At 69.5% G+C, this 22,012-nt stretch carries 20 protein-coding genes; 9 read left to right on the forward strand and 11 right to left on the reverse strand.

Annotated elements, in window-relative coordinates:
- Window positions 1–305 precede the first annotated feature (305 nt).
- From F464_RS0108695 to F464_RS0108705, 3 genes are all read left to right on the forward strand, one after another.
- Complete coding sequence (locus tag F464_RS0108695) at window positions 306–1,097, forward strand: helix-turn-helix domain-containing protein (RefSeq protein WP_018989408.1); 792 nt, start codon at window positions 306–308, stop codon at window positions 1,095–1,097.
- 62 nt (window positions 1,098–1,159) lie between these two features.
- Complete coding sequence (gene aas / locus F464_RS0108700) at window positions 1,160–3,313, forward strand: bifunctional acyl-ACP--phospholipid O-acyltransferase/long-chain-fatty-acid--ACP ligase (RefSeq protein WP_018989409.1); 2,154 nt, start codon at window positions 1,160–1,162, stop codon at window positions 3,311–3,313.
- Window positions 3,314–3,357: 44 nt separating this feature from the next.
- Window positions 3,358–5,238, forward strand: coding sequence for an MFS transporter (locus F464_RS0108705; protein WP_018989410.1), 1,881 nt, complete (start codon window positions 3,358–3,360; stop codon window positions 5,236–5,238).
- A 1-nt stretch (window position 5,239) separates the two neighbouring features.
- Here F464_RS0108705 and F464_RS0108710 read toward each other — a convergent pair whose 3' ends face one another.
- The 3 genes from F464_RS0108710 to F464_RS0108720 are packed head-to-tail and all read right to left on the reverse strand — an operon-like array spanning window position 5,240 to window position 7,854.
- Window positions 5,240–6,109, reverse strand: a complete 870-nt coding sequence (locus F464_RS0108710; RefSeq protein ID WP_018989411.1) for an alpha/beta fold hydrolase — start codon at window positions 6,107–6,109, stop codon at window positions 5,240–5,242.
- A gap of 58 nt (window positions 6,110–6,167) precedes the next feature.
- Window positions 6,168–7,277, reverse strand: coding sequence for a transglutaminase-like domain-containing protein (locus F464_RS0108715; RefSeq protein ID WP_018989412.1), 1,110 nt, complete (start codon window positions 7,275–7,277; stop codon window positions 6,168–6,170).
- 19 nt (window positions 7,278–7,296) lie between these two features.
- On the reverse strand, window positions 7,297–7,854 hold the full coding sequence (locus tag F464_RS0108720) for a TlpA family protein disulfide reductase (RefSeq protein WP_018989413.1): 558 nt from the start codon (window positions 7,852–7,854) through the stop codon (window positions 7,297–7,299).
- A 391-nt stretch (window positions 7,855–8,245) separates the two neighbouring features.
- On the opposite strand from F464_RS0108720, the gene F464_RS0108725 reads away from it, so the two are divergent.
- Entirely contained in the window at window positions 8,246–8,947 is a 702-nt protein-coding gene (locus F464_RS0108725; protein WP_228215165.1) for a hypothetical protein, read from the forward strand.
- 75 nt (window positions 8,948–9,022) lie between these two features.
- Here F464_RS0108725 and F464_RS0108730 read toward each other — a convergent pair whose 3' ends face one another.
- Window positions 9,023–9,511, reverse strand: coding sequence for a CreA family protein (locus F464_RS0108730; RefSeq protein ID WP_026295858.1), 489 nt, complete (start codon window positions 9,509–9,511; stop codon window positions 9,023–9,025).
- A 381-nt stretch (window positions 9,512–9,892) separates the two neighbouring features.
- On the opposite strand from F464_RS0108730, the gene F464_RS0108735 reads away from it, so the two are divergent.
- The gene (locus F464_RS0108735) at window positions 9,893–10,561 is read left to right on the forward strand and encodes a c(7)-type cytochrome triheme domain-containing protein (RefSeq protein WP_157353617.1); all 669 of its coding nucleotides are present in this window, start codon (window positions 9,893–9,895) and stop codon (window positions 10,559–10,561) included.
- 17 nt (window positions 10,562–10,578) lie between these two features.
- Here F464_RS0108735 and F464_RS0108740 read toward each other — a convergent pair whose 3' ends face one another.
- The 6 genes from F464_RS0108740 to F464_RS0108765 form a co-directional block, all read right to left on the reverse strand.
- Entirely contained in the window at window positions 10,579–11,241 is a 663-nt protein-coding gene (locus tag F464_RS0108740) for a DsbA family oxidoreductase (protein ID WP_018989418.1), read from the reverse strand.
- A 172-nt stretch (window positions 11,242–11,413) separates the two neighbouring features.
- A complete protein-coding gene (locus F464_RS0108745; RefSeq protein WP_018989419.1) occupies window positions 11,414–12,424 on the reverse strand; it encodes a DnaJ C-terminal domain-containing protein in 1,011 nt (336 codons plus the stop codon).
- Between the two features lie 5 nt (window positions 12,425–12,429).
- A complete protein-coding gene (locus tag F464_RS0108750) occupies window positions 12,430–13,512 on the reverse strand; it encodes an extracellular catalytic domain type 2 short-chain-length polyhydroxyalkanoate depolymerase (protein ID WP_040394707.1) in 1,083 nt (360 codons plus the stop codon).
- Between the two features lie 27 nt (window positions 13,513–13,539).
- A complete protein-coding gene (locus F464_RS0108755; protein WP_018989421.1) occupies window positions 13,540–14,034 on the reverse strand; it encodes a GDYXXLXY domain-containing protein in 495 nt (164 codons plus the stop codon).
- Window positions 14,031–15,092: a DUF4401 domain-containing protein gene (locus F464_RS0108760; protein WP_018989422.1), complete on the reverse strand. Its 1,062-nt coding sequence runs from the start codon at window positions 15,090–15,092 to the stop codon at window positions 14,031–14,033. Before F464_RS0108760 ends, F464_RS0108755 begins: the two co-directional genes overlap by 4 nt.
- A complete protein-coding gene (locus F464_RS0108765) occupies window positions 15,089–16,066 on the reverse strand; it encodes a DUF2157 domain-containing protein (protein WP_018989423.1) in 978 nt (325 codons plus the stop codon). Before F464_RS0108765 ends, F464_RS0108760 begins: the two co-directional genes overlap by 4 nt.
- 226 nt (window positions 16,067–16,292) lie before the next feature.
- Between F464_RS0108765 and gmk the strand changes: the two genes are divergently transcribed.
- Genes gmk through F464_RS0108785 form a run of 4 tightly spaced genes read left to right on the forward strand, consistent with a single transcriptional unit; the run spans window position 16,293 to window position 20,470 of the window.
- Window positions 16,293–16,907: a guanylate kinase gene (gene gmk, locus F464_RS0108770; RefSeq protein WP_026295859.1), complete on the forward strand. Its 615-nt coding sequence runs from the start codon at window positions 16,293–16,295 to the stop codon at window positions 16,905–16,907.
- Between the two features lie 3 nt (window positions 16,908–16,910).
- On the forward strand, window positions 16,911–17,126 hold the full coding sequence (gene rpoZ / locus F464_RS0108775; protein ID WP_018989425.1) for a DNA-directed RNA polymerase subunit omega: 216 nt from the start codon (window positions 16,911–16,913) through the stop codon (window positions 17,124–17,126).
- Between the two features lie 31 nt (window positions 17,127–17,157).
- Window positions 17,158–19,362, forward strand: coding sequence for a RelA/SpoT family protein (locus tag F464_RS0108780; protein ID WP_018989426.1), 2,205 nt, complete (start codon window positions 17,158–17,160; stop codon window positions 19,360–19,362).
- A gap of 7 nt (window positions 19,363–19,369) precedes the next feature.
- On the forward strand, window positions 19,370–20,470 hold the full coding sequence (locus F464_RS0108785; RefSeq protein ID WP_018989427.1) for a CobW family GTP-binding protein: 1,101 nt from the start codon (window positions 19,370–19,372) through the stop codon (window positions 20,468–20,470).
- On the opposite strand, the gene F464_RS0108790 is transcribed toward F464_RS0108785, so the two are convergent.
- Window positions 20,465–21,898, reverse strand: coding sequence for an aminotransferase-like domain-containing protein (locus F464_RS0108790; protein WP_018989428.1), 1,434 nt, complete (start codon window positions 21,896–21,898; stop codon window positions 20,465–20,467). The two genes, F464_RS0108785 and F464_RS0108790, sit on opposite strands and share 6 nt — an antisense overlap.
- Between the last annotated feature and the right edge of the window lie 114 nt (window positions 21,899–22,012).

Raw genomic sequence — 22,012 nt, forward strand, 5'->3', positions numbered from 1 at the left:
CGGACCCCTGCAGGAGTCGACTTTTCGGGGACGGGTCCCGAATCCGGGAAGGCTGCGAGCGCGTGTCGGCGATGCGTGGCGTGCGCGCCGCACCGGCATGGGGCGCACGGATTTCTCGGGACGGGTTTCGCGGAACAGCCTTCTTCGGTGCCGTGCGTCCTCTTCGCGCCGACGGGCCTTCTTCGTGATATCGGGTGTGGCTCGTGTGCGCCAAAGGTATCGATATGTGATACTTGATGACATTGGCTCGCACAGACTAAGCGAAATCGATAGTCTTGGCGCCGTCCGTCACCCGCCGCCCGCCCATGAGCACCACCGCCGACCTCGTCACCACGCTGAAGACCGAGCTGAAAACCGCCGGCCTGACCTACGCAGCGCTCGCCGCACGCCTCGGAATGGCCGAATCCAGCGTCAAGCGCATGTTCTCCGCGAGCGGCGACATGCCGCTGTCGCGCATCGACGCGATCTGCCGGGTCCTGAACCTGGATTTCGCCGACCTTGCGCGCCGCGTCGCCGAGAACGAGCCGCTGCTCGATGAGCTGTCGCTCGCGCAGGAGAAGGCCGTCGTCGGCGACCGCAAGCTGCTGCTGGTCGCGATCTGCTGCCTGAGCCACTGGACCGCGGAGCAGATCGTCGCGACCTACCAGCTCGGCGAGGCCGAGGTCGTGAAGCAGCTGACGCACCTCGATCGTCTCGGCATCATCGACCTGCGCCCGGGCAACCGCTACCACCTCAAGGTCGCGAAGGGCTTCCGCTGGCGTCCGCAGGGGCCGGTGATGCACTACTTCCGCGGCGAGGTCATCGACGACTACTTCGCCGGCGGCTTCGACGGCGAGTCCGAGATGCTGATGGTCGTGCACGGCCAGATCGGGCGTGGCCTCGCACATTCCTTCCGCGAGCGCCTCGCGCGCGTCGGCCAGGACTTCGCGCAGCAGCACATCGCCGACCAGAAGCTCGCGCCCGCCGACCGCCGCCCCTACACGATCGTCATCGGCATGCGTTCGTGGCTGATGGCGGCCTTCCGCGACATGAAGCGCCCCGAGGTGCCGTGGCCGGACGTGCCGGCATCGAATGTTCCGTCGCGCCCGGTCGACTAGGCAGACAGCCCGTTACCGATCGCCGGCCAACAACACCCAACACTTCGACGACGAATCCGACCATGCTCCGATCGCTCCTCAAACCCCTGCTGCGCGCCTTCGCAAGCCTGCTGTTCCGTGTGCGCGTGAACGGCGCCGTGCCGGCCGATGCCGGACGCCTGCTCGTGATCGCAAATCACGAGTCCTTCCTCGACGGCCTGCTGCTGGGCCTCTTCCTGCCGCTCGACCCGGTGTTCGTCGTGCATACCGGGGTCGCGAACAACCGCTGGTTCCGCATGATGCTGTCACTGGTGGATTATCTCGCGGTCGATCCGGCGAGCCCGATGGCGATGAAGAAAGTCGTGCGTCTGCTCGAATCCGGCCGTCCGGTCGTGATCTTCCCGGAAGGGCGCATCACGACCACCGGCAGTCTGATGAAGACCTACGAGGGCCCCGCCTTCGTCGCCGCGCGTACCGGCGCGACGATCCTGCCGGTGAAGATCGACGGCGCCGCGCGCACCTACTTCTCGCGCATGGGCGGGCGCTTCCCGCGCCGCCTGCTGCCGCAGCTCGCGCTGACGATCCACCCGGTCACGCGCATCGACGTGCCCGTCGCCCCGACCGCGCGCGAGCGCCGGCGCAAGGCCGGCGAGGCGATGCGCCGCATCATGCAGGAGATGATCTTCGCGAGCCGTCCGCAGGAGACGCTGTTCGAGGCGCTGCTGGATGCCGCGTCCATCCACGGCCGCTCGCGCCGCCTCGTCGAGGACCTCAAGCAGGAGGAGTATTCCTACGGCGACCTCGTGAAGATGGCGCTCGCGCTGGGCCGCCTGGTCGCGAAGGAATCCGCGCCCGACGAACACGTCGGCATCCTGTTGCCCAACCTCGCGCCCACGCTGGCGCTGGTCTTCGGCCTCACGGCCTTCCGCCGCATCCCGGCGATGCTGAACTACACGGCCGGCGCCGACGGCATGCAGGCCGCGTGCACGGCGGCGCAGATCCGCACCCTCCTCACCTCGCGCGCCTTCGTCGAGCAGGCCAAGCTCGGCGACAAGCTCGCTGCGCTCGGTGGCGTGCTCCCGGACGTGCGCCTGGTCTATCTCGAGGACCTGCGTGCCGGCATGGGTCTCGTCGACAAGCTGTGGCTCATGCTGTGGGCGATCCGTTTCCCGCGCGCGGCGACGCACATCGGCTCGCCCGAGGACACGGCGGTGGTGCTGTTCACTTCCGGCTCCGAAGGCAAGCCCAAGGGCGTCGTGCTGTCGCACCGGGCGCTGCTCGCCAACATCGCGCAGATCCGCGCGGTGGTCGATTTCTCGGTGGACGACAAGATCCTCAACGCGCTGCCGCTCTTCCACTCCTTCGGCCTCACCGCCGGCGGACTGCTGCCGGTGCTCTCGGGCGCCAACGTGTTCCTCTACCCCAGTCCGCTGCATTACCGCGTGATCCCCGAGCTCGCCTACGACCGCGGCTGCAGCGTGCTGCTGGGCACGAGCACCTTCCTCGCGAACTACGCGCGCTTCGCCCACCCGTATGACTTCTACCGCCTGCGCTACGTCATCGCCGGCGCCGAGAAACTCGCCGAGCCGGTGCGTCAGCTGTGGTTCGAGCGCTTCGGCATCCGCATCTTCGAAGGCTACGGCGCGACCGAGACCGCGCCGGTGATGGCGGTGAACACCCCGATGGCCTACCGCAGCGGCACCGTCGGCCAGTTCCTGCCCGGCCTGCACGTGCACCTCGTGCCGGTGCCGGGCATCGCCCAGGGCGGCATGCTGCATGTGTCCGGTCCCAACCTGATGAGCGGCTACCTGCGGGTCGAGGCGCCCGGCGTGCTGCAAGCCCCCGTATCGACCGCGGGCGAGGGCTGGTATGAAACCGGCGACGTCGTCGATATCGATGACGACGGCTTCGTGCGCATCGTCGGCCGCGTCAAGCGCTTTGCCAAGATCGCGGGCGAGATGGTGAGCCTCGAGGCGGTCGAGAAGCTCGCCGCGGCGACCGTGCCGGCGGCCCAGCATGCCGCCTCCACGCAGGCCGATGCCGCCAAGGGCGAGGCGCTGGTGCTGTTCACGAGCGACCGCGGCCTCACGCGCGAGCGCCTGCTCGCGGCGGCGCGCGAGTCCGGCGTGCCCGAGCTCGCGGTGCCGCGCAAGATCGTGCCGGTCGAGGCGCTGCCGCTGCTGGGCACCGGCAAGATCGACTACGTGACGCTCGGGCGCTGGGCGCAGGCCGCCTGAACCCGGCCCCTATACTTGCAGCCAATTTCCGTATCGGACCCGACATGAGTTCGCAATTCAAGCTGATGGGCGAGCGGCGCTTCCGGCCCTTCTTCCTCACCCAGTTCCTCGGCGCCTTCAACGACAACGTGTACAAGAACGCGCTCGTGGTGCTGATCACCTTCCAGGCGGCGCGCTACACGACGCTCGCGCCGGGGGTGCTGGTGAACCTTGCCGCGGGCATCTTCATCCTGCCCTTCTTCCTGTTCTCCGCGACCGCCGGGCAGCTCGCGGACAAGTACGAGAAGAGCCGCCTGATCCGCCTCACCAAGATCATGGAGATCGGCGTGATGGGCCTCGGCACGCTTGCCTTCGCGCTCGATTCCCTGGTGCTGATGTTCTCGGCGCTGTTCCTGATGGGCACCCAGTCGTCGATCTTCGGGCCGGTGAAGTACGCGATCCTGCCCGTGCATCTACGCGAGGACGAACTCGTCGGCGGCAACGCACTGGTCGAGTCGGGCACCTTCGTCGCGATCCTCGTCGGCACCATCGCCGGCGGCGTGACGATCGCCCTGCCGGGCGGCGCAATGTGGGTCTCGGCCGCCGTGCTGGCGGTCGCGGTGCTCGGTTATCTCGCGAGCCGCGGCATTCCTGCCGCCCCGGCTGCCGACCCCCGGCTGAAGATCAACTGGAACCCGCTCACCGAGACGTGGCGCAACATTGCCTTCACGCGCGGCAACCGCACCGTGTTCCTGTCCATCCTCGGCATCTCGTGGTTCTGGTTCTACGGCGCGCTGTTCCTGTCGCAGTTCCCCGGCTACGCGAAGGACGTGCTGGGCGGTGACGAGCACGCGGTGACGCTGCTGCTTGCGCTGTTCTCGGTGGGCATCGGCGTGGGCTCGCTGCTGTGCGAGAAGCTCTCCGGCAAGCACGTCGAGATCGGTCTGGTGCCTTTCGGCTCGATCGGCCTGTCGCTGTTCGCGTTTGACCTGTGGTGGGCCAGTCCCGCTGCCGTGCACGCCGGCGAGGCCCTGCCGCTGTCGACCGTGCTGGCGAGTCCGGCGACCTGGCGTGCGCTAGTCGATCTCGTGATGATCGGTGTCTTCGGCGGCTTCTTCATCGTGCCGCTGTATGCGCTGGTGCAGGTGCGCTCCGAGCCCGGCCACCGCTCGCGCATCATCGCCGGCAACAACATCCTCAACGCCGCCTTCATGGTCGTGGCCGCGGGGCTCGGCGCGGGCCTGCTCGCCGCCGGCGTCACGATCCCGCAGCTGATCCTGATCACCGCCGTGCTCAATGCCGCGGTCGCGGTGTACATCTACACGCTGGTGCCGGAATTCCTCGTGCGCTTCATCGTGTGGCTGCTGGTGCACACGGTCTATCGCCTGCGCGTGAAGGGCGTCGAGCACATCCCGGAAGAGGGGCCGGCGCTGCTCGTCGCCAACCACGTCAGCTTCGTCGATGCGCTGGTGATCACGGCCGCGTCGCGCCGCCCGATCCGCTTCGTGATGGATCACCACATCTTCCGCTGGCCGATCCTGTCCTTCGTGTTCCGCTCCAGCCGGGCGATCCCGATCGCGCCGGCGAAGGAGGATCCGCAGATGATGGAGCGCGCCTTCGAAGAGGTGGCGCGGGCGCTGGAGGCGGGCGAGCTGGTCGGTATCTTCCCGGAAGGGCGCATCACCGACGACGGCGAACTGAAGCCTTTCCGCCCGGGCATTCGCCGCATCGTCGAGCGCACCCCCGTGCCGGTCGTGCCGCTCGCCCTGCGCGGCCTGTGGGGCAGCAGCTTCAGCCGCAAGGACGGGCCGGCCCTCAGCCGTCCGTTCCGGCGCGGCCTCTTCAGCCGCATCGAACTGGTCGGCGGCGCACCCTTCGCGCCGGAGGCGGCCACGCCCGAAAGCCTGCAGGCGGCGGTCGCCGGGCTCCGCGGCGAGATGCGCTAAGTCAGTCGCGCGTGAGGAAGGCCTCGATCGCCGCCGCAACCTGTTCCGGCTGGTCGTGCTGCAGGTTGTGGCCGGATTCCGTGATCGTCACGCGCCGCAGGTCCGCGAAGCACGCGAGGCGGCGTTCGATCTCCGCGGGAGCGTCGGCGAAGCGCTCGGCCACGTAACCCTTGTCGGCCAGCAGCATCAGCACCGGCGCCTTGATCCCGCGCCAGGCCGCCATCACGTCGCCGGCCTGGTAGCGCACCGGTGACGGCACCTTGTGCCACGGGTCGCCCGCCATCGTCACCTGGCCGTCGGGCAGCGTGCGCGACACGTTGCGTGCAAGGAAGGCCGCGCGCGCGTCGGTGAGTCGGGGATTGGCCAGTTTTAAGCGGCGCGCGAATGAGTCGTGGTCGGGATAGCCGCGCACCGGCCGGTCCTTGCACAGGTTGTCGAGCCAGCCGGCGAGCTGGCCGGGCGCATCCTGCTCGAGCGTGGCCGTCAGGCCGAGGAAGTCCATCATCACGAGCTGCGCCACGCGCCCGGGCCGCACGCCGGCATAGGCCGAGGAGATCGCCGCGCCCATGCTGTGGCCGACGAGGCGCGCCGGGCGGTCGGGTGAATAGTGCGCGAGCAGCGCGTCGAGGTCGCCGTAGTAGTCGGGGAACCAGTACGGGCGGGCGAGCCATTCGCTCGCGCCGTAGCCGCGCCAGTCGGGCGCGATCACGTGCCAGTCGTGGCGGAGCGCATCGACGAGGAACTGGAAGGTCGCGGAGGCATCCATCCAGCCGTGCAGGAAGAGCACGGCCGGGGCGTCCGCGGCGCCCCAGTGGCGAACGTTGTAGCGCAGCCCGCGGATGTCGAGCTGCTCGCAGTGGGAAGCTTTCATCCTGCCGATGATAGCAAGCCCGGCGGTTGCGCGCCGGGCCGGCCTCATCGCGGCGGGCTCAGGCGCCGGTGATCTCGCGCGCGCTCAGCGTGTAGCGGAAGTTCGCCGGGTCCAGGCTGTCGAAGCGGCCGTCGCGGTTCTCGCCTTGCGGATACATAAGGTAAGGGGCCGCGGGGCCTTCGCTGCCGGGCAGACGGATGTCGTGGCCGAAGTTGTACGCCAGCCAGTTCATCTCCCACGCGCCGAACAGCGTGTTGCGCGCGGCGGCGACCTTCGGGTCGGCCAGCAGCAGGCTCCCGGGCGGCTCTTCGAGGGCGACCTTGCGCACGTCGGCGGGGTCGACCGGCACCCAGCCGGCGTGTTCCAGCCATACCTCGGCGCGGCAGTGCTGCGCTTTCGACACGTCGCCGCTCTTGCCCAGGCTCTTGTAGCCGTAGCGCGAGTCGGCGACACGGACGCCGTACACGTCGCGCGCGGGCAGGCCCAGCGCGCGTGCGAGGCCGACGTACAGCGCGTTGAGGTCGGCGCACTTGCCCGAGAGGTCACCCGTCTCCAGCATCGCGCGGATGTCGCCCAGCCCGCAGCCGCGCGTCTTCGGATTGCGGAAGGTGTTCGTGACGATCCAGTCGTAGATCGCGCGCGCCTTGTCCTCGTCGGTCTTCGCACCGCGCGTGATCTCGCGCGCAGTGTCGAGCACGATCCCGTCGGTCGGCAGCATCGCGGTCGCGCGGGTGTACAGCGCGCGCTCGGCGGCGGCCAGCCTGGGCATGCGGCCGCCGTGGGAGAGGTCGACGGCGCGGTCGCGCGTCGCGCAGCGACTGACGATCTCGATCGCCGGTGCGGCCGTCGCCGCGGGCCAGGTCGCATGCAGCATCGCCGCGCCGTACACCGGGTCGGTCGCGATATACATGCCGGTCGCGTTGCCGCTCCACAGGTTGCCCATCGGACGGCTCCAGTCCGTCTGTTCCACGGTCGGCAGCGGGATCCAGACCTGGGTCGGGCCTTCCGTCGCGACGGGTTCGACGCGGGTCACGAGTTCGAACACGCGCCAGCCGTTTTCCGGGCGGGGCGTGAAGGGTGGTGCGGCCGGGGCCGCAGCGCGGCTCCAGGTCGGCAGGGCGAGGCTGGCGGCAAGCGCCGAGGTCTTGAGGAAGTTTCTGCGGTTCATGGTCGATCGTCTCTTCGATTCAGGTCCGGGGCGTGCGGAGGCTGGTTGCCGCGCTGCGGATGCGCGTGCGCACGCTGTCGTGATGCCAGTCGATTTCGCCGCGCACGCGCAGCAGCGGCTGGTGGGCGGCGTCGAGCAGCACGGTGGTGGGCAGGTAGCGGACGTCCCAGGTGCGCGAGACGACCTGTTCCGGATCGCTCACGAGCAGGGGATCGACGAGGTGCTCGTCGAAGAATCGCCGCACTTCATCCGCGCGGTCGGCGACGGCGACCGTCACCAGCGCCAGGCCCGGTTCCGACTCGGCGAGGCTGACCAGCGCCGGCATCTCGGTGCGGCAGGGTTCGCACCAGGTCGCCCAGAAATTGACCAGGACGGCCTTGCCGCGCAAGGGCTCCAGCGCCCGGCGCAGGGCCGGCGGCGGCGGCGGAAGCTGCGCCAGCGTCTCCAGCCGTTCGCCCGGCGGTGGCGTGCGCGAATTGCCCGGCAGCGACAGGGCCGGCGGCGCGAAGGCGGCCGCGACCAGCCCCCCGATGGAGGCGAGCACGCGCCGGCGTCCGGCGCAATGCGGATCGAACATGAATCCTCTCCCGTTTCTCTCGTGACCGCGCGCATGCACGCGAGGCCACAGCCGTCCCGGTGCGGAAGCCGCCGGGATTTAAAAGACGCGAGCGCCGTGGCGCCCCGTCGAACGAACATGCGGTACCCAGACCGCAAAACCTGCGGGCGACCGATACACTGATCGGTCCTTGTTGCCCGGCCGTGAATTATCGCACGATGACGGGGCGACGACAGGCGTCGAACGCAGGGATCAGGGCGATGGTGCGAATACGCTCGTCTCCGGACTGCTCGCGTATTGCCCGGAAGCCGACAGGCGCCGCGACCATTCGGAGCTTCGGGTGGACTGATTTTTGCGTGCTAGAATTCACGGATTCATGGCCAGTCGGTCGTGACATTTGCGGAGAATTTCTGTGAAGCCTTGGTTGTTGGTCGCTGTTGCGGCCTCGGTCGGCCTTGCCGCGTGTTCGAAGAAAGAAGAGGCTGCCGCGCCCGCCAGTCCGGCCCCTCAGGCTGCAGCGCCTGCGGCCGTGTCCGCCGCGACCCCGAATTCCGGCAAGATCCTGCAGTTGCTGCAGGGCGGCGGCTATTCCTATGCCGAAGTCGAACAGGGCAGTGGCGAGAAGGTGTGGATCGCCGGCGGCCAGATCGCGGTGCAAGTCGGCGACACCGTCCAGTGGGGCGATTCGGCCGTGATGACCAATTTTGCGTCGAAGTCGCTGGGCCGCACCTTCGATCGCATCCTGTTCGTGAACGCCTGGGGTCCGGCCGGTGCCGCGCCGACCGGCGTCGCACCGCACGGCACCCAGCCGATGGCGGGCCCCGCGGGCGGGGCGCATCCCCCGATGGGCGCCGCACAGCCTGACGCCCAGGCCGCCGCGCCTGCCGGCAGCAGCGGCGAGGTCAAGAGCGTCGTGAATGGCGGTGGCTACACTTACCTGGAAGTGCTCCAGAACGGCGCCACCGTGTGGGTTGCCGCGCCGGTCACGCCGGCGCAGCCGGGCGACAAGGTGAGCTGGGGCGACGGCATGGTGATGACGAACTTCACCAGCACCTCGCTGAACCGCAAGTTCGACCAGATCGTGTTCGCGAGCGCCGTGCGCGTGAACAAGTAAGCCGGACCGGCGGCCTGCCCACGCAGGCCACCGCATCGGACAAGGGCCGCGCATGAGAGCGCGGCCCTTGTCGTTTCAGCGCATCGGAATCGGCGTGCCACGATCGACCGCGACTGCCGTGACGCTGTTCTGCGGACTGCCTTCGATGATCTTGTCCGAATAGGTCAGATACACGAGCACGTTGCGCTTCGGGTCGACCATGCGCACGACCTGCAGGCGTTTGAACAGGATGGACTGGCGCTCCGAGAACACTTCCTGCTTGGCCGGAAGGGGTTTCGTGATGCGTACCGGGCCCACCTGGCGGCAGGCGATCGATGCCTCGGCGACGTCCTCGGCGAGCCCGAAAGCACCCGACAGGCCGCCGGTCTTCGCGCGCGAGACGTAACAGGTGATGCCTTCGACGAGCGGATCGTCGTAGGCTTCGACGACGATCTTGTGGTTCGGGCCGATCAGCTTCCAGACGGTCGACACCTCGGCCAGCGGTTCGGCCTGCACGCCGCCCGCGGCGAGACCGGCCGCGAGGACGGAGGTGGTGAAGAGGATGGTCGTGAAGGGGCGGTTCATCGCGATTCTCATGCGTGGCGGCTTCCCATGCGGTTCATCGATCGGAGCGGTATCCGGGTGCGCCGTCGCGGCATCCGGAAAATGCATCGAGTATAGAGCGCCCGGCTGGCCTGCGGTCGGCGTTCCCGAATGCGGGAATCCGCTGTCGCGTGTCGCCGACTATGGGAACGCGGTGCGTCGGGCCATGCCGCGTGCGCACCGAGGCGCAGCGGGTGGCGGCAGGGCTGCGGACGAGGCAGAATGCGCTCCGCGCGACGGGGCGGCGCGCGGTCGGGCCCCGAGCGGGGTGCCGGGGCGGACGGCCGGGAGCCGGGCGGGTGCCGAACTTGCATGCATCGCCCGCATGCCGGGTGGGCGCAGTTGGGTGGGGAAGTCGAGCTGATGGGAAAACGATTCTTGCGCGGCCTGGGTGGCCTGTTGGTCGCCGCCGTGCTGTACGCGGGGGCACCGCATGCCGGTGCGGTCCTGAAGGCGGTCGAGGTGCCGCCTGCGGAAGAGGAGAAACCGGCTGCGGCCGCCGCGCCTGCAGCGGCTCCGCGCGCGCCCGGCCAGCAGCGCGCGACCGACGAGTTCTACGATCCCACGAGTCCGGCCTACGAGCGCCTGCAGCGTGCCGACGAGGCTCTGGGTGACCTGCCGCGCGACCGCGACGGCAAGATCGACTGGATGAGCGCGCTGCGCCAGGGGCTGATCAAGCCGCGTCAGCGCATCGACGGCAAGGACCGCGAACCGCCACTCGATCTCGATGTGATCCTGCGCAACACCAAGCAGATGCCCAACGTGCGCTTCCCGCACCGTGCGCACACCGAGTGGCTGGACTGCAAGAACTGCCATCCCGACCCGTTCGCGGAAAAGGCCGGCAGCACGCAGATTCGCATGGAGGACATCTTCCGCGGCCAGTTCTGCGGCAAGTGCCACGACCGTGTCGCCTTCATCACGCACCGCAACTGCTATCGCTGCCACAGCGTGAATCCGGACGGCACCCCGGCATTGCCGCCGGCGGTGCTGCCGGTACACCCGGCAGCCGCACCGCCCACACCCGCGCACTGAGCGGGGTGCGCCGCGGTTCAGGCGTTCTGTAGCGACTGCAGTACCGCCGCGCCCAGCGCCGCGGGCGTCTGCGCGCCCGAGACCGCGAGGCGGCGGTTGAAGATGAAGAAGGGTACGCCGGTCACTCCCTGCTTCTGCAGTTGCGCGGCCATGCGCTTCACCGTCGCGGCGTCCTCGTCGCTCTCCAGGTAGGCCTCGACGTCCTCGCGCCTGTCGCCCGCCGTCTCGACGGCGATGTCGGCCAGCGTCGCGATGTCGCCGATGTCGCGCCCCTGCTGGAAGTGCGCGGCGAACAGCGCTTCGCCGAGGGCATTGATCTGTGCGGCGGTGTGGCCCTGCGACTGCGCGCGGTAGGTCAGGCGGTGGGCGAGCAGGGTGCTGGGGCGCGTCGCGATGCGGTCGAAGGCGAACTGCAGGCCGTCCGGCACGGCGGCTTCGGTGATGCGACCGAGCATCTCGTCGACACCGCGGCGTCCGCCAAACTTCGCTTCGAGGAAGGGCCGGTACGGTTCGCCCGCGGCGGGCGTGTCCGGGTTGAGGAAGAAGGGCAGCCAGTTCACGCGCACTTCGAGGTCGGGATGGTTGTCACGGACCTGTTCGAGCGCGCGGGCGAGACGCGTCTTGCCGAGGAAGCACCAGGGGCAGACGAAGTCGGAAACGAAATCGATATCGAGAATCATGGATCCGGGGTGAGGTGATGGGCCGGGCGCTCTGTCCGGCCGAAGGGGAGCTTGCGCCGCACGTCCTGTCTAGGCGGCAATCAAATACCTCCGTTCGCCCCGAGCTCGTCGAAGGGCAATCGCAGGGCTTCGACAAACTCGGCCCGAACGGTATTTCGCGGCCGGGTCAATACTACTCGTCAGGCTGGTCGCGCAGCCAGCGTGCTTCCCAGAGTGCCACATCCGGCAGGTGGCGGGAATGATTCGCCGCGGCGAGGGCGTCGATCCGTTCGAGCAGGCTGCGCATCGCGTTGTCCGGAGCTTCGGGGAGCTGTGGCTGCAGATGCACGATCAGGTCGCCGGCCGGCAGCCCCTTGCGCCCCGGGAAGCCCGCTCCGGCGACGCGCAGCGTCCGCGCCGCAGCCGTGCCGGGCTCCAGTTTGAGGGTGCGCATGCCGCCGGGCAGCGGAATCGCCAGTTCGCCTCCGGTCAGCAGGCGCAGCGCGCTCACCGGCCGTTCCAGTACCAGATTGCGGCCGTCGAAGCGGTACAGTTCGTGGGGTGCGAGCCGCACGCGCAGCACGAGGTCGCCGGGAGGCAGGTCGGGGGCAGGGTCGCCGGCGCCGGCGATGCGCACTTCGTCGCCGTCGAGCAGGCCCGCGGGCAGATGCACGATCACCGGCCGCAGCGTGTGTTGCCGGCCGCTGCCGTGGCAGCTCGGGCAGGCCTGCCTGGTCAGGTAGCCGCGCCCCGCGCAGTGCCTGCAGGGGGTCAGCCCGTGGCGGCCGTGCGTGCGGCCGGTGCCGTGGCAGCTCGCGCACAGCCGCGTGTGGCGCAAGACTTCCTCGCCGCTGCCGGCGCAGGCGCCGCATTCGTCCTCGCCTGCGAGCTCGACCGTGCGTTCGCCGCCGAAAAAAGCCGCTTCGACCGTCAGGTTGATGTCCTGGCGGCGGTCTGCGCCGCGTGCTGCGGCGGTCTCTTCGTCGCGTTCTTTGTCCGCGTCCGGCGTTTCGTCGCCCGCGGGCGTGGACGTCAGTCCGGCGAGCAGGCTTTCGTAGGCGGCGCGCAGGGCCTTGAAATGCTCCAGCGCGTGCGGATCGGCGTTGCGGTCGGGATGCCACAGCATCGCCAGACGGCGGAAGGACCGCTTGATCTCATGCGCGCTGGCGCCCGGCGCGAGGCCGAGCAGCTCGTGGGCATCCATGTCGTTCAGCGCTCCGGCCGGGGCGGCGGCAGGGGAGCGGCGAGGCGCTCGAGCATTGCGCGCACCGCCTTGATCTGTCCACCGTTACGAGTCGCGTAATCCGGGTCCGCGTAACCCCACCAGTCCCAGCAGCCCTTCGGGTTGTACACCCAGCGCAGCGATCCCCAGGCGAAGCCGCTGCGCGGCCGGACCTGCGGATACAGCACGATCAGTCGGTTGCTGTCGGCCCATTCATTGTAGCCGGCGCCGTCGACGAAGCGACGGCCGACCTGCGCCTCGCCCTGGCGGCAGCCGTGGAAGGCCACGTGCACGCGGCAGCCGCCCTCGTGGCAGGCGGGCGGCACGTACACATAGCCGCGGTCGGCGAGACTCAGCTCGATCGGCGCGGCGCCCGTGAACGGGCGCTGGTCGAAGGCGAGCATCTCGCCGGCAGGCGGTGTGCTGCGCGGCGCGAGCGGTCCGATGAGGTGCTCGAGCAGCTCGCCCGCGGCGTCCAGGTCGCCACAGCGGTTGATGAAGGGCGGTTCGGAGCTCGGACAGGCGTTCGGCTGCGGGTCGGCGACCGACATCATCGCGTGCCCGGCCTCGCCGACTTCGACGAAGCGGATCGCGTCGCCGGGCAGCACGCGCCGGTAGAAATCGAGCAGCGCGTCCACGACGGGGCGCTCGACGGTATGGTCCGCGCCGCCGCTGAACACCCAGACCCGGTCGTCGCGCAGGCCCGCGGGCGGGTCGATGCTGTGTGACTCGGCCTCTTCCCGCACCCGCGCGAGCGTCTGCTCGGCGCCCGGGGCCCGTGCGCCGGCGCCGGGGGCCATGCAGTTGTTGAGCGCGCGCCACATGCTGCCGGTCGCGCATTCGTAGGGGCCGGCGGCGAGGATCCCCGCGCCCGTCACCAGCGCGGAATGGGCGACCTGGAACTGCACGGCCATGTAGCCGCCGGAGGACACGCCCGAGACCGTGAGTTGTGCGAGGCTGGCCCCGAGCGCCGGCAACGCCGGCGGGTCGGCGGCCGGCACGGTGCCCGCGAGCGTGGCGAGGGCGAGGCCGGCGAGCAGGCCAGCGGTGGAGCGGAAGGGGCGGGTCATGGCGTGCACGATAGCGGAAGCGGCCGCTCAGCGGCGGTTCTCGCCGAGCCGCAGGAGGTCTTCGCCGCGCAGGTGGGTGAGCAGTGCCTTGCCGCTCGCATCGACGCGAAACTCGCCCCATTGCGCACCGCTGAAGTCGTCGGCGTGGCCTTCCTGGAAGAAGAAGGCGTTCGGCCCGACCGTTTCGCGCCCGTCGCGCGAACGCAGCTCCATCGCGACGAGCGCCGGATCGTCCGGCACGCGGTCGCCGAGCCCGACCAGGCTCGCGCGTCCTTCCGCGTCGAGGGCGAGGTGGGCATAGCGGCCTTCGCCTTCGTTGCGCAGGAGTTCGTTGTCGATCGCATAGCGCAGCGCCATGTAGTCGCCCTGCATCAGCGAGCGCGGATCGACGGGTGCCAGCTGCACCAGCACGACGCGCCCTTCGGCGAGGACGCGCTCGTTGTCGCGTACGGCGTACAGCGCGCTCGCGACGATCAGCAGGAAGGCCGCAAGCAGCGCGGCGCGCAGGGGCTTCGGGTTCATGCAGTCCTCCCGGTGCGGGCGCGCAGCAGCGCGCGCAGCGCGAGCAGCACCGCGCCGCTGGCGATCAATGCGAGAGATTTCACCAGCAGCGTGTCCTGCAGGCCGTAGTAGAGCTCGCCGAGATAGAGGGCCGCGAACACGAGCGTCATCACGGTCCAGGGGCGGTGGCTGGCGTGGAAGGCGGCGAGCAGCAAGGCGACTGCCACCAGCAGGCCGGGCGCAGGGTGCGCGGCGAGGGCAAGGAGCAGTGCGCCCGCGAGTGCAGGCAGGCGCAGCGTGGCGGAGTCACGGCACAGCCATGCGGTCGTCGAGAGGAGCACGAGCGCGGCGCCGATGCCGTACACCGGCAGCACGAAGCCGGTCCGGTAGCCGGTGATCGCTTCTTCGAGCACGGTCAGCATGGAGTGCGCGTGGCCATAGGGGGCGATCGTCAGTGCCGTGAGGGTCAGCGCATGGGCGGCGGCCTTGATCAGCGTGGCCTGCGGGTGGCCGGCCCAGGCCGGGCGCGCGAGCCACAGCGCCGCGGCCCCGCCGGCGGCCGCGACGCCGAAGAGCGCGAGCCCGGTACCGGGGCCGATCAGCCACGCGAGGCTGGACAGCGCGATCAGCGCGCAGGCGCTGCGGTGCAGGTTGGACGCGGGCGCGGCGGCCATCGCGAGGCTGGCGGCCAGCGCCGTGAGCGCGAGCACATCGGAGCCTTCGACGACGTCGAAGAAGCGGTCGGCGAAGGCGGAGACGACCAGCGCCTGGCCGGCGAGCGAGAACGCGAGGCCCATCTGGTCGGTGAAGGGCTTGCGTCGGCGGAGCAGGAAGACGCTCGCTGCGGCCAGCAGGATGCCGGCGAAGGCGCGCGTCGCGGGTTCGTTGCCGAAGGCGAGGAGGGGGGCGAAGAATGACGACATGATCATCAGCGCGGCGACCCACGCGGCGAAGCCGAGCAGCACGGCGAGCCACCACGGCGTCCGTGCGGCCCCCCGCAGTGCGGCGAGCTGCGCTTCGTCGACGATGCCGGCAAGGCCGAGGCGTTCGAGCAGCCGGGAGGAAGGTGTGGCGCTCATGGATTGCTCCCTTCGCGGTAGAGCCGGGTCAGCCACACGCCGGCGATGCCGGTGCTGGCGATCACGAAGACCGCGACGATGTTGATCGTGACGAAGCTGGCGTCGTGCGGCATCACGCGGATCAGCGCGGATGTGGCGACGGCGATCGTCGCGAATGCGGTCTGCGCGAGCATCGGCACGTCGCGCCGGTGCGCAAGGTAGGCCAGCGCGAACGCGGCGGCGACCGCGGCGAAGACGAGGCCCGTGAGGCGGAAATCGGCGTCCCACCAGCTCAGGCATGCGCCGAGCGCGAGCGGCGCGAGCACGCCGAGGCCCGCGATGCGGTGGATGTGGCGCCGCGGCGTCGCGAGCAGGGCTGACCCGGCGAACTCGAACGCGAGCAGCACCGCGCCGTTGAACGCGGCGATCGCAAGCAGCGACTCTGCGTCGCCGAGTGCGCCGGCGAAGCGCGACCACCACGATTCCGACAGGTAGCGCAGCAGCCCCGCGTTGGCGACGGCGAGCCACAGCAGCCAGCTCGCGGACGAGCGCGCGAGCAGCACGAAGGGCAGCATCAGGGCGGCCCACGCGACGAAGAGTTCCCAGATGTCCGCCCCGGTCTGGTAGGTCTGCCCGATCAGCGCGAGCAGCGCGCCGGTGGCGAGGCAGGCCGCGAGCAGCGCGGCACGCCACACTGTCCCGAAGGGCGGGGCGGCGAGCGCCGTGCCGGTGCACGCGGCGAGCGCGGCGATCGCGATGCCCAGCTTCGCGAAGCGGTGCAGCGCGTCCCAGTTGTACGCAAAGAAGAAGATCAGGCCGGCCGCGAGGAGCAGGGCTCCGGCGAGCGCGAGCAGGCGGTCGGCGCCGGCCAGCCATTCGTCGCGCGTCGGCACGAGGGGCGCGACGGCCGCCGCCTGTTCGAGCTGTCGCGGCGTCAGTGCGCCGTCTTCGGCGAGTCCGAGCAGCGTGCCGCGATCGGGGAGGGTCCAGGACATTGGCTTATCCGGAGTGGCGGGATATGCATTTTAACCAGGCGCGGCGATCGTGCGTGTGCATTGCGCAACGCCTGGCCGTGGCGGTGGAGCTTCGCGGGGTTTGGCGTCGCCGCGTGCCGGCTGGCACAATCGGGGTTCCGCCTGCGTGCGGGGCCGGCGCATGCCGGCCATGGATCAACCCGCGAACCACGGAGGCGCCGCACGCAACGGAATGCGGCGCGAACATATGCCCGGTACCCTGATCATCATCACTGCGCCCTCCGGCGCCGGCAAGACAACCCTCGTGCGCGGCCTGCTCGAACGCGATCCGCAGATGCACCTGTCGGTGTCCTACACGACGCGCGCGCCGCGCCCCGGCGAGCAGGACGGGCGCGAATACCATTTCGTGGACGTCGAGACCTTCCGCGGCCTGCGCGACCGCGGCGAATTCCTCGAATGGGCCGAGGTGCACGGAAACTACTATGCGACGTCCAGGGTCTGGCTGAAGGAGCAGATCACCGCCGGGCGCGACATCCTGCTCGAGATCGACTGGCAGGGCGCGCAGCAGGTGCGCAAGAGCTTTCACGACGCGGTCGGCGTGTTCGTGCTGCCGCCATCGGTGGATGCGCTGGAGTCGCGCCTGCGCGGCCGCGGCACCGACAGCGAGGACGTGATCGCCCGCCGGCTGTTGGGCGCACGCGGCGAGATGCGGCATGTGGCGGAATTCGACTACGTTATACTGAATGACGATCTGCAAAACGCCATCGACGACCTCGTGGCGGTGGTGCGCGCGTCGCGGCTGCGCTACGGCCGGCAGCGTCTGCGGCACCAGCAGTACTTCGATTTTCTTGAACAGGACTGAAAAATGGCTCGTGTCACCATCGAGGATTGCCTCAAACGAATCCCCAACCGCTTCCAGCTGACCCTGGCCGCGACCTATCGCGCGCGCCAGATCACGATCGGCTCGACCCCGCAGGTCGAAATCGACAAGAGCGACAAGGACAAGCCGACCGTGATCGCCCTGCGCGAGATCGCCGCCGGCAAGGTCGGCCTGGAAGTCCTCAATCGCGGGCAGGCCTGATCCCGCACGGGGAGCCGGGAGTCGTTCCGTCATGGAAGCCGCCGCTGCGATTCCCGCCCCCGAACCTTTCCGTCCTCCCGTGTCGAGCGTGCTGTCGCTCGACTTCGCCGAACTCAAGGCGAAGCTCGCGACCTACCTGAAGCCGGAGGACGTGGGCCGCGTCGAGGCCGCCTATCACTTCGCCGCGAATGCCCACGAGGGGCAGTTCCGCATCAGCGGCGACCCCTACATCTCGCATCCGGTCGCGGTCGCCGACATCGTCGCCGACTGGCATCTCGACCCGCAGGCGCTGATGGCCGCGCTCCTCCATGACGTCATGGAGGACACCCACATCTCCAAGCAGGAGATCGCCGAGCGCTTCGGCAAGACCACGGCCGAGCTTGTCGACGGGCTGTCCAAGCTCGACAAGATCGAATTCCGCTCGCACGAAGAGGCGCAGGCGGAGAACTTCCGCAAGATGCTGCTCGCGATGGCAAGCGACCTGCGCGTGATTCTGGTCAAGCTCGCCGACCGCATGCACAACATGCGCACGCTGCACTGCGTGCGCCCGGCCAAGCGGCGCCGCATCGCCAGCGAGACGCTGGAGATCTACGCGCCGATCGCCAACCGCCTGGGCCTCAACAACCTCTACCGCGAACTGCAGGAACTGTCTTTCGAGCACAAGTACCCGATGCGCTACCGCGTGCTGTCGCGCGCGATCAAGGCGGCGCGGGGCAACCGGCGGGAAGTCGTCGGCAAGGTGCTGCAGGCGATCGAGGAGCGCCTGCCGCAGTGGAACCTCTCGGCCGACGTGCGCGGGCGCGAGAAGCACCTCTTCTCGATCTACCGCAAGATGGCCGAGAAGCACCTGTCCTTCTCGCAGGTGCTCGACATCTACGGCTTCCGCGTGATCGTGCGCGACGTGCCGAGCTGCTACCTCGCGATGGGCGCGCTGCATTCCATGTACAAGCCGGTGCCGGGCAAGTTCAAGGACTACATCGCGATCCCCAAGGCGAATGGCTACCAGTCGCTGCACACGACGCTGATCGGCCCCTTCGGCACGCCGGTCGAGGTGCAGATCCGCACCGCCGAGATGCACCACATCGCCGAGAGCGGCGTCGCCTCGCACTGGCTGTACAAGGAAGACGAGAAGACGCTCACCGAGCTGCAGCAGAAGACGCATTCCTGGCTGCAGTCGCTGCTGGAGCTGCAATCGACCTCGGGCGAGGCGACCGAATTCCTCGAGCACGTGAAGATCGACCTGTTCCCGGGCGAGGTCTACGTGTTCACGCCCAAGGGCCGCATCCTGTCGCTCCTGAAGGGCTCGACGCCGGTCGATTTCGCCTACGCGGTGCATACCGACATCGGCAACCGTTGTGTGGCGTGCCGCATCAACGGCGACCTGATGCCGCTGCGCACGGAATTGCGCAACGGCGACCAGATCGAGATCATCACCGCCGCGCACGCCAACCCCAACCCGGCGTGGCTCGCGTATGTGCGCACCGGCAAGGCGCGTGCGCAGATCCGCCACTTCCTCAAGGGCGCGCAGCAGGACGAATCGGTGACGCTGGGCGAGCGGCTGCTGAACCAGGCTTTGCGGCCCCACGGCCTCACGCTGGGCCAGATCAGCACCTTCGCGTGGGACCGCTTCCTGCGCGACCGCAGCATGCGCTCGAAGAAGGAAGTCTTCGCCGACATCGGGCTGGGCCGGCGCCTGCCGGTCATCGTCGCGCGACGCCTCGCGCAGGCACAGGACCTGGAGTCGGGCCGCCCGGATGTCATCAAGCCCAAGCCCGCCGGGGCGATCCTGATCCGTGGCAGCGAGGGCATCGCGGTGCAGCTCGCGCGCTGCTGCCAGCCGATCCCCGGCGACCCGATCATCGGCGTGATCCGCAAGGGGCAGGGGCTGGAAGTGCACCTGCACGACTGTCAGGTCGTCTCCAAGGTGCGCGGCGACCGCGGGCGCTGGGTGGATGTCGAGTGGGAGGCCGGCGAGGACCGCCTGTTCGACGTCACGATCCGCGTCCTGACCAAGAACGTGCGCGGCGTGCTCGCGCGCGTCGCCAGCGCGATCGCCGACGAGGACTGCAACATCCAGAACGTGTCGATGGACAACGAGCAGGGCGGCCTGTACACGGCGATGAACCTCACCGTGCAGGTACGCGACCGCATGCACCTCGCGCACGTGATGCGCGGCGTGCGGCGGGTGCCGGAAGTCGTGCGCATCGCGCGCATGAAGAGCGACGCGCGCGTCTGAGACGGACATGTCCGAGCCGCAGTCCGAAGCCGGCAGCGACCGCCGCATCCCCGTCACGCTGCTGACCGGCTTCCTCGGCGCCGGCAAGACGACGCTCCTCAACCACCTGCTGCGCGACCCCGCGATGTCGCGTGCCGCGGTGCTGATCAACGAGTTCGGCGAAGTCGCCGTTGACCATCACCTCGTCGACAAGGTCGATGAGACCTTGATCGTCCTCGACTCCGGCTGCGTGTGCTGCAGCGTGCAGGGCGACCTCGTGAAGGCGCTGAAGAACCTCTTCATGCGCGCGCTGCGGCGCGAGATCCCCGGCCTCGAGCGCGTGCTGGTCGAGACCACCGGCCTCGCCGATCCGGCGCCGGTGATCTACACGCTGATGCAGGAGCCCTTCATCGCCGAGCGCTACCGCTGCGACGGCGTGATTACCGCGGTCGACGCGACGCACGGCCAAGGCCAGCTCGACCGCCACCGCGAGGCCGTGCGCCAGGTCGCGATGGCCGACCGGCTGCTGCTGACCAAATGCGACCTTGCCGGCGAGGACGAGCGTGCGGCGCTCGCGACGCGGCTCGCGACGCTGAACCCGGGCGCGCAGCAGGTCGAGGTGTTCCGCGGCGAGGTGCCCGCTGCGGCGGTGTCGGGCTGCGGCCTGTACGACCCCGCGGGCAAGATCCCGGACGTCGCGCGCTGGCTCGGCGACGAGCGCGTGCGCGCGCAGGCCGCAGCGGCGCCGGCATGGCGCAAACCTGGTGCGAAGCCCGCCGCCGTCGCAGGTCACGAGACGCGCCACGACGAGCAGGTCACCAGCTACGTGCTGCGCTTCGACGAGCCGCTCGACTGGCTGGGCTTCTCCGACGGCCTTGGCCTGATCCTGCAGGTGTATGGTGCGCGCATCCTGCGCATCAAGGGCCTGCTCAACGTCGCCGGCGACCCGCTGCCGCGCGTCGTGCAGTGTGTGCAGCATGTCGCCTACCCGACCGGTAGCCTGTCCGCGTGGCCCGACGGTCCGCCCTACGACGACCGCCGCAGCCGCCTCGTCTTCATCGTGCGCGACTTGGCGCGCGAGGAGGTCGTCAGCATCCTGTCGAGCTTCTGCGGCCAAGTCTGTTCATAACTGCTGCCGCGCGAGCTCCCCCAGCGTCATCAGCGCATGCACGTGCCGATCCGAGAACGGATAGCAGCCCGACAGCCGGATGTGCCGCGTGTAGCGTCCGCTGGGCGAGAACAGCTGCCCCGGCGTGATGCTGATGCCGCGTGCGAGCGCGGTGTCGAACAGGCGGTTCGAGTCGCAGCCCGCCGGTAGCTGCACCCATAGCAGGAATCCCCCGGTCGGCCGTGTCGCCTGCGTGCCGGCGGGAAAGGCGCTGTCGATCAGGCCGCGCAGGCGCTCGACCTGCCCCGCGTAGGTGCGCCGCAGCCGGCGCAGGTGCTGCGCGTAGCCGCCGGTTTCGAGGAACACGCCGAGTGCCTCGCACAACAGCGCGGGCTGCGCGACCGAGCTGCAGAACTTGAGGTCCTTGAGTTCGCGCCGGAAGCGCCCGCCTTCCATCCAGCCGACGCGGAAACCCGGTGCCAGCGTCTTCGTGTAGGACGCGCACACGATCACCCAGCCGTCGCGGTCGAAGGCCTTGGCGGCCGGCTGCAACGGCGTCGCGTACTGCAATTCGGCGTACAGCGCGTCCTCGATCACCGGCACGCGATATTCGTTGGCGAGTTCCGCGAGCCGCTTCTTGCCTTCGACCGGCATGCTGGTGCCCAGCGGGTTGTGTACGTTGGGCATCGTCACGACCGCCTGCACGCGCCGCTCCGACAGCAGCAGCTCCAGCGCGTCGAGCGATATGCCGGTGTCCGGATGCGTCGGCACTTCGATCGTCTTCAGGCCCAGGCGCTCCGCGAGCGGGATCAGGTTGAAGTAGGTCGGCGACTCCAGCGCGATCGTGTCGCCGGGGCGCGTCACCGTGCGCAGTGCGAACTGCAGCGCCTCCATGCAGCCGTTGGTGAGGATGATGTTTTCGGGTTCCAGCGTCATCGCCAGATCCTGCGCGTGGCGGCAGATCTCGCGCCGCAGCAGCAGCGATCCGGGCGGCAGGCAGTAGTCGGACAGCAGTTCCGGCCGCCGCCGCGCGAGGTCGGACACCAGCCGCCCCAGGCGTTCGCCCGGATAGAAATCGCTGCCCTTGGGGCAGGCGAGCGACAGGTCGATCGTGTCGGAGCTCGCCTGCGCGGCGACGACGCGGCTGATCTGGTCGAGGACCTCCGCCTCCGCGGATTTCGCCGTCGTGCTGGCGGCTGCGAAGCGTGGCACCGCCGGCGTCGGCAGGCGCGAGCGCACGAAATAGCCCGACTGCGGCCGCGCCTCGATCAGGCCGTGCGCCTCGAGCTGGCGGTAGGCGGCGAGAACGGTGTTGATGCTCAGCCCGCGGCTCTTCGCCGCCTCGCGCACCGAGGGCAGGCGCTCGCCGCTCGCAAGGCGTCCGTCGGTCATCGCGTGGCGCAGCTCCAGGGCGAGGGACTGATAGAGCGGCTGGCTGTCGTCGAGCATGGTGGAGCCTCCGGGGGCGATGGGTGCAGTGTGAGCGGCGAACGACAGATACAGTTTGGTAATGATGAAACTGTATCCAGTATAAAAGTTATTTTCTGGCGCTGTAACCTTACG

The sequence above is a fragment of the Aromatoleum toluclasticum ATCC 700605 genome (assembly GCF_000378245.1).
Lineage (GTDB): Bacteria > Pseudomonadota > Gammaproteobacteria > Burkholderiales > Rhodocyclaceae > Aromatoleum > Aromatoleum toluclasticum.

Bases quoted from the DNA above. Each gene is read 5' to 3' on its own strand.
- F464_RS0108695 (WP_018989408.1), top strand. From the start codon at position 306: ATGAGCACCACCGCCGACCTCGTCACCACGCTGAAGACCGAGCTGAAA.
- aas (WP_018989409.1), top strand. From the start codon at position 1,160: ATGCTCCGATCGCTCCTCAAACCCCTGCTGCGCGCCTTCGCAAGCCTG.
- F464_RS0108705 (WP_018989410.1), top strand. From the start codon at position 3,358: ATGAGTTCGCAATTCAAGCTGATGGGCGAGCGGCGCTTCCGGCCCTTC.
- F464_RS0108710 (WP_018989411.1), bottom strand. From the start codon at position 6,109: ATGAAAGCTTCCCACTGCGAGCAGCTCGACATCCGCGGGCTGCGCTAC.
- F464_RS0108715 (WP_018989412.1), bottom strand. From the start codon at position 7,277: ATGAACCGCAGAAACTTCCTCAAGACCTCGGCGCTTGCCGCCAGCCTC.
- F464_RS0108720 (WP_018989413.1), bottom strand. From the start codon at position 7,854: ATGTTCGATCCGCATTGCGCCGGACGCCGGCGCGTGCTCGCCTCCATC.
- F464_RS0108730 (WP_026295858.1), bottom strand. From the start codon at position 9,511: ATGAACCGCCCCTTCACGACCATCCTCTTCACCACCTCCGTCCTCGCG.
- F464_RS0108735 (WP_157353617.1), top strand. From the start codon at position 9,893: ATGGGAAAACGATTCTTGCGCGGCCTGGGTGGCCTGTTGGTCGCCGCC.
- F464_RS0108740 (WP_018989418.1), bottom strand. From the start codon at position 11,241: ATGATTCTCGATATCGATTTCGTTTCCGACTTCGTCTGCCCCTGGTGC.
- F464_RS0108745 (WP_018989419.1), bottom strand. From the start codon at position 12,424: ATGGATGCCCACGAGCTGCTCGGCCTCGCGCCGGGCGCCAGCGCGCAT.
- F464_RS0108750 (WP_040394707.1), bottom strand. From the start codon at position 13,512: ATGACCCGCCCCTTCCGCTCCACCGCTGGCCTGCTCGCCGGCCTCGCC.
- F464_RS0108755 (WP_018989421.1), bottom strand. From the start codon at position 14,034: ATGAACCCGAAGCCCCTGCGCGCCGCGCTGCTTGCGGCCTTCCTGCTG.
- F464_RS0108760 (WP_018989422.1), bottom strand. From the start codon at position 15,092: ATGAGCGCCACACCTTCCTCCCGGCTGCTCGAACGCCTCGGCCTTGCC.
- F464_RS0108765 (WP_018989423.1), bottom strand. From the start codon at position 16,066: ATGTCCTGGACCCTCCCCGATCGCGGCACGCTGCTCGGACTCGCCGAA.
- gmk (WP_026295859.1), top strand. From the start codon at position 16,293: ATGCCCGGTACCCTGATCATCATCACTGCGCCCTCCGGCGCCGGCAAG.
- rpoZ (WP_018989425.1), top strand. From the start codon at position 16,911: ATGGCTCGTGTCACCATCGAGGATTGCCTCAAACGAATCCCCAACCGC.
- F464_RS0108780 (WP_018989426.1), top strand. From the start codon at position 17,158: ATGGAAGCCGCCGCTGCGATTCCCGCCCCCGAACCTTTCCGTCCTCCC.
- F464_RS0108785 (WP_018989427.1), top strand. From the start codon at position 19,370: ATGTCCGAGCCGCAGTCCGAAGCCGGCAGCGACCGCCGCATCCCCGTC.
- F464_RS0108790 (WP_018989428.1), bottom strand. From the start codon at position 21,898: ATGCTCGACGACAGCCAGCCGCTCTATCAGTCCCTCGCCCTGGAGCTG.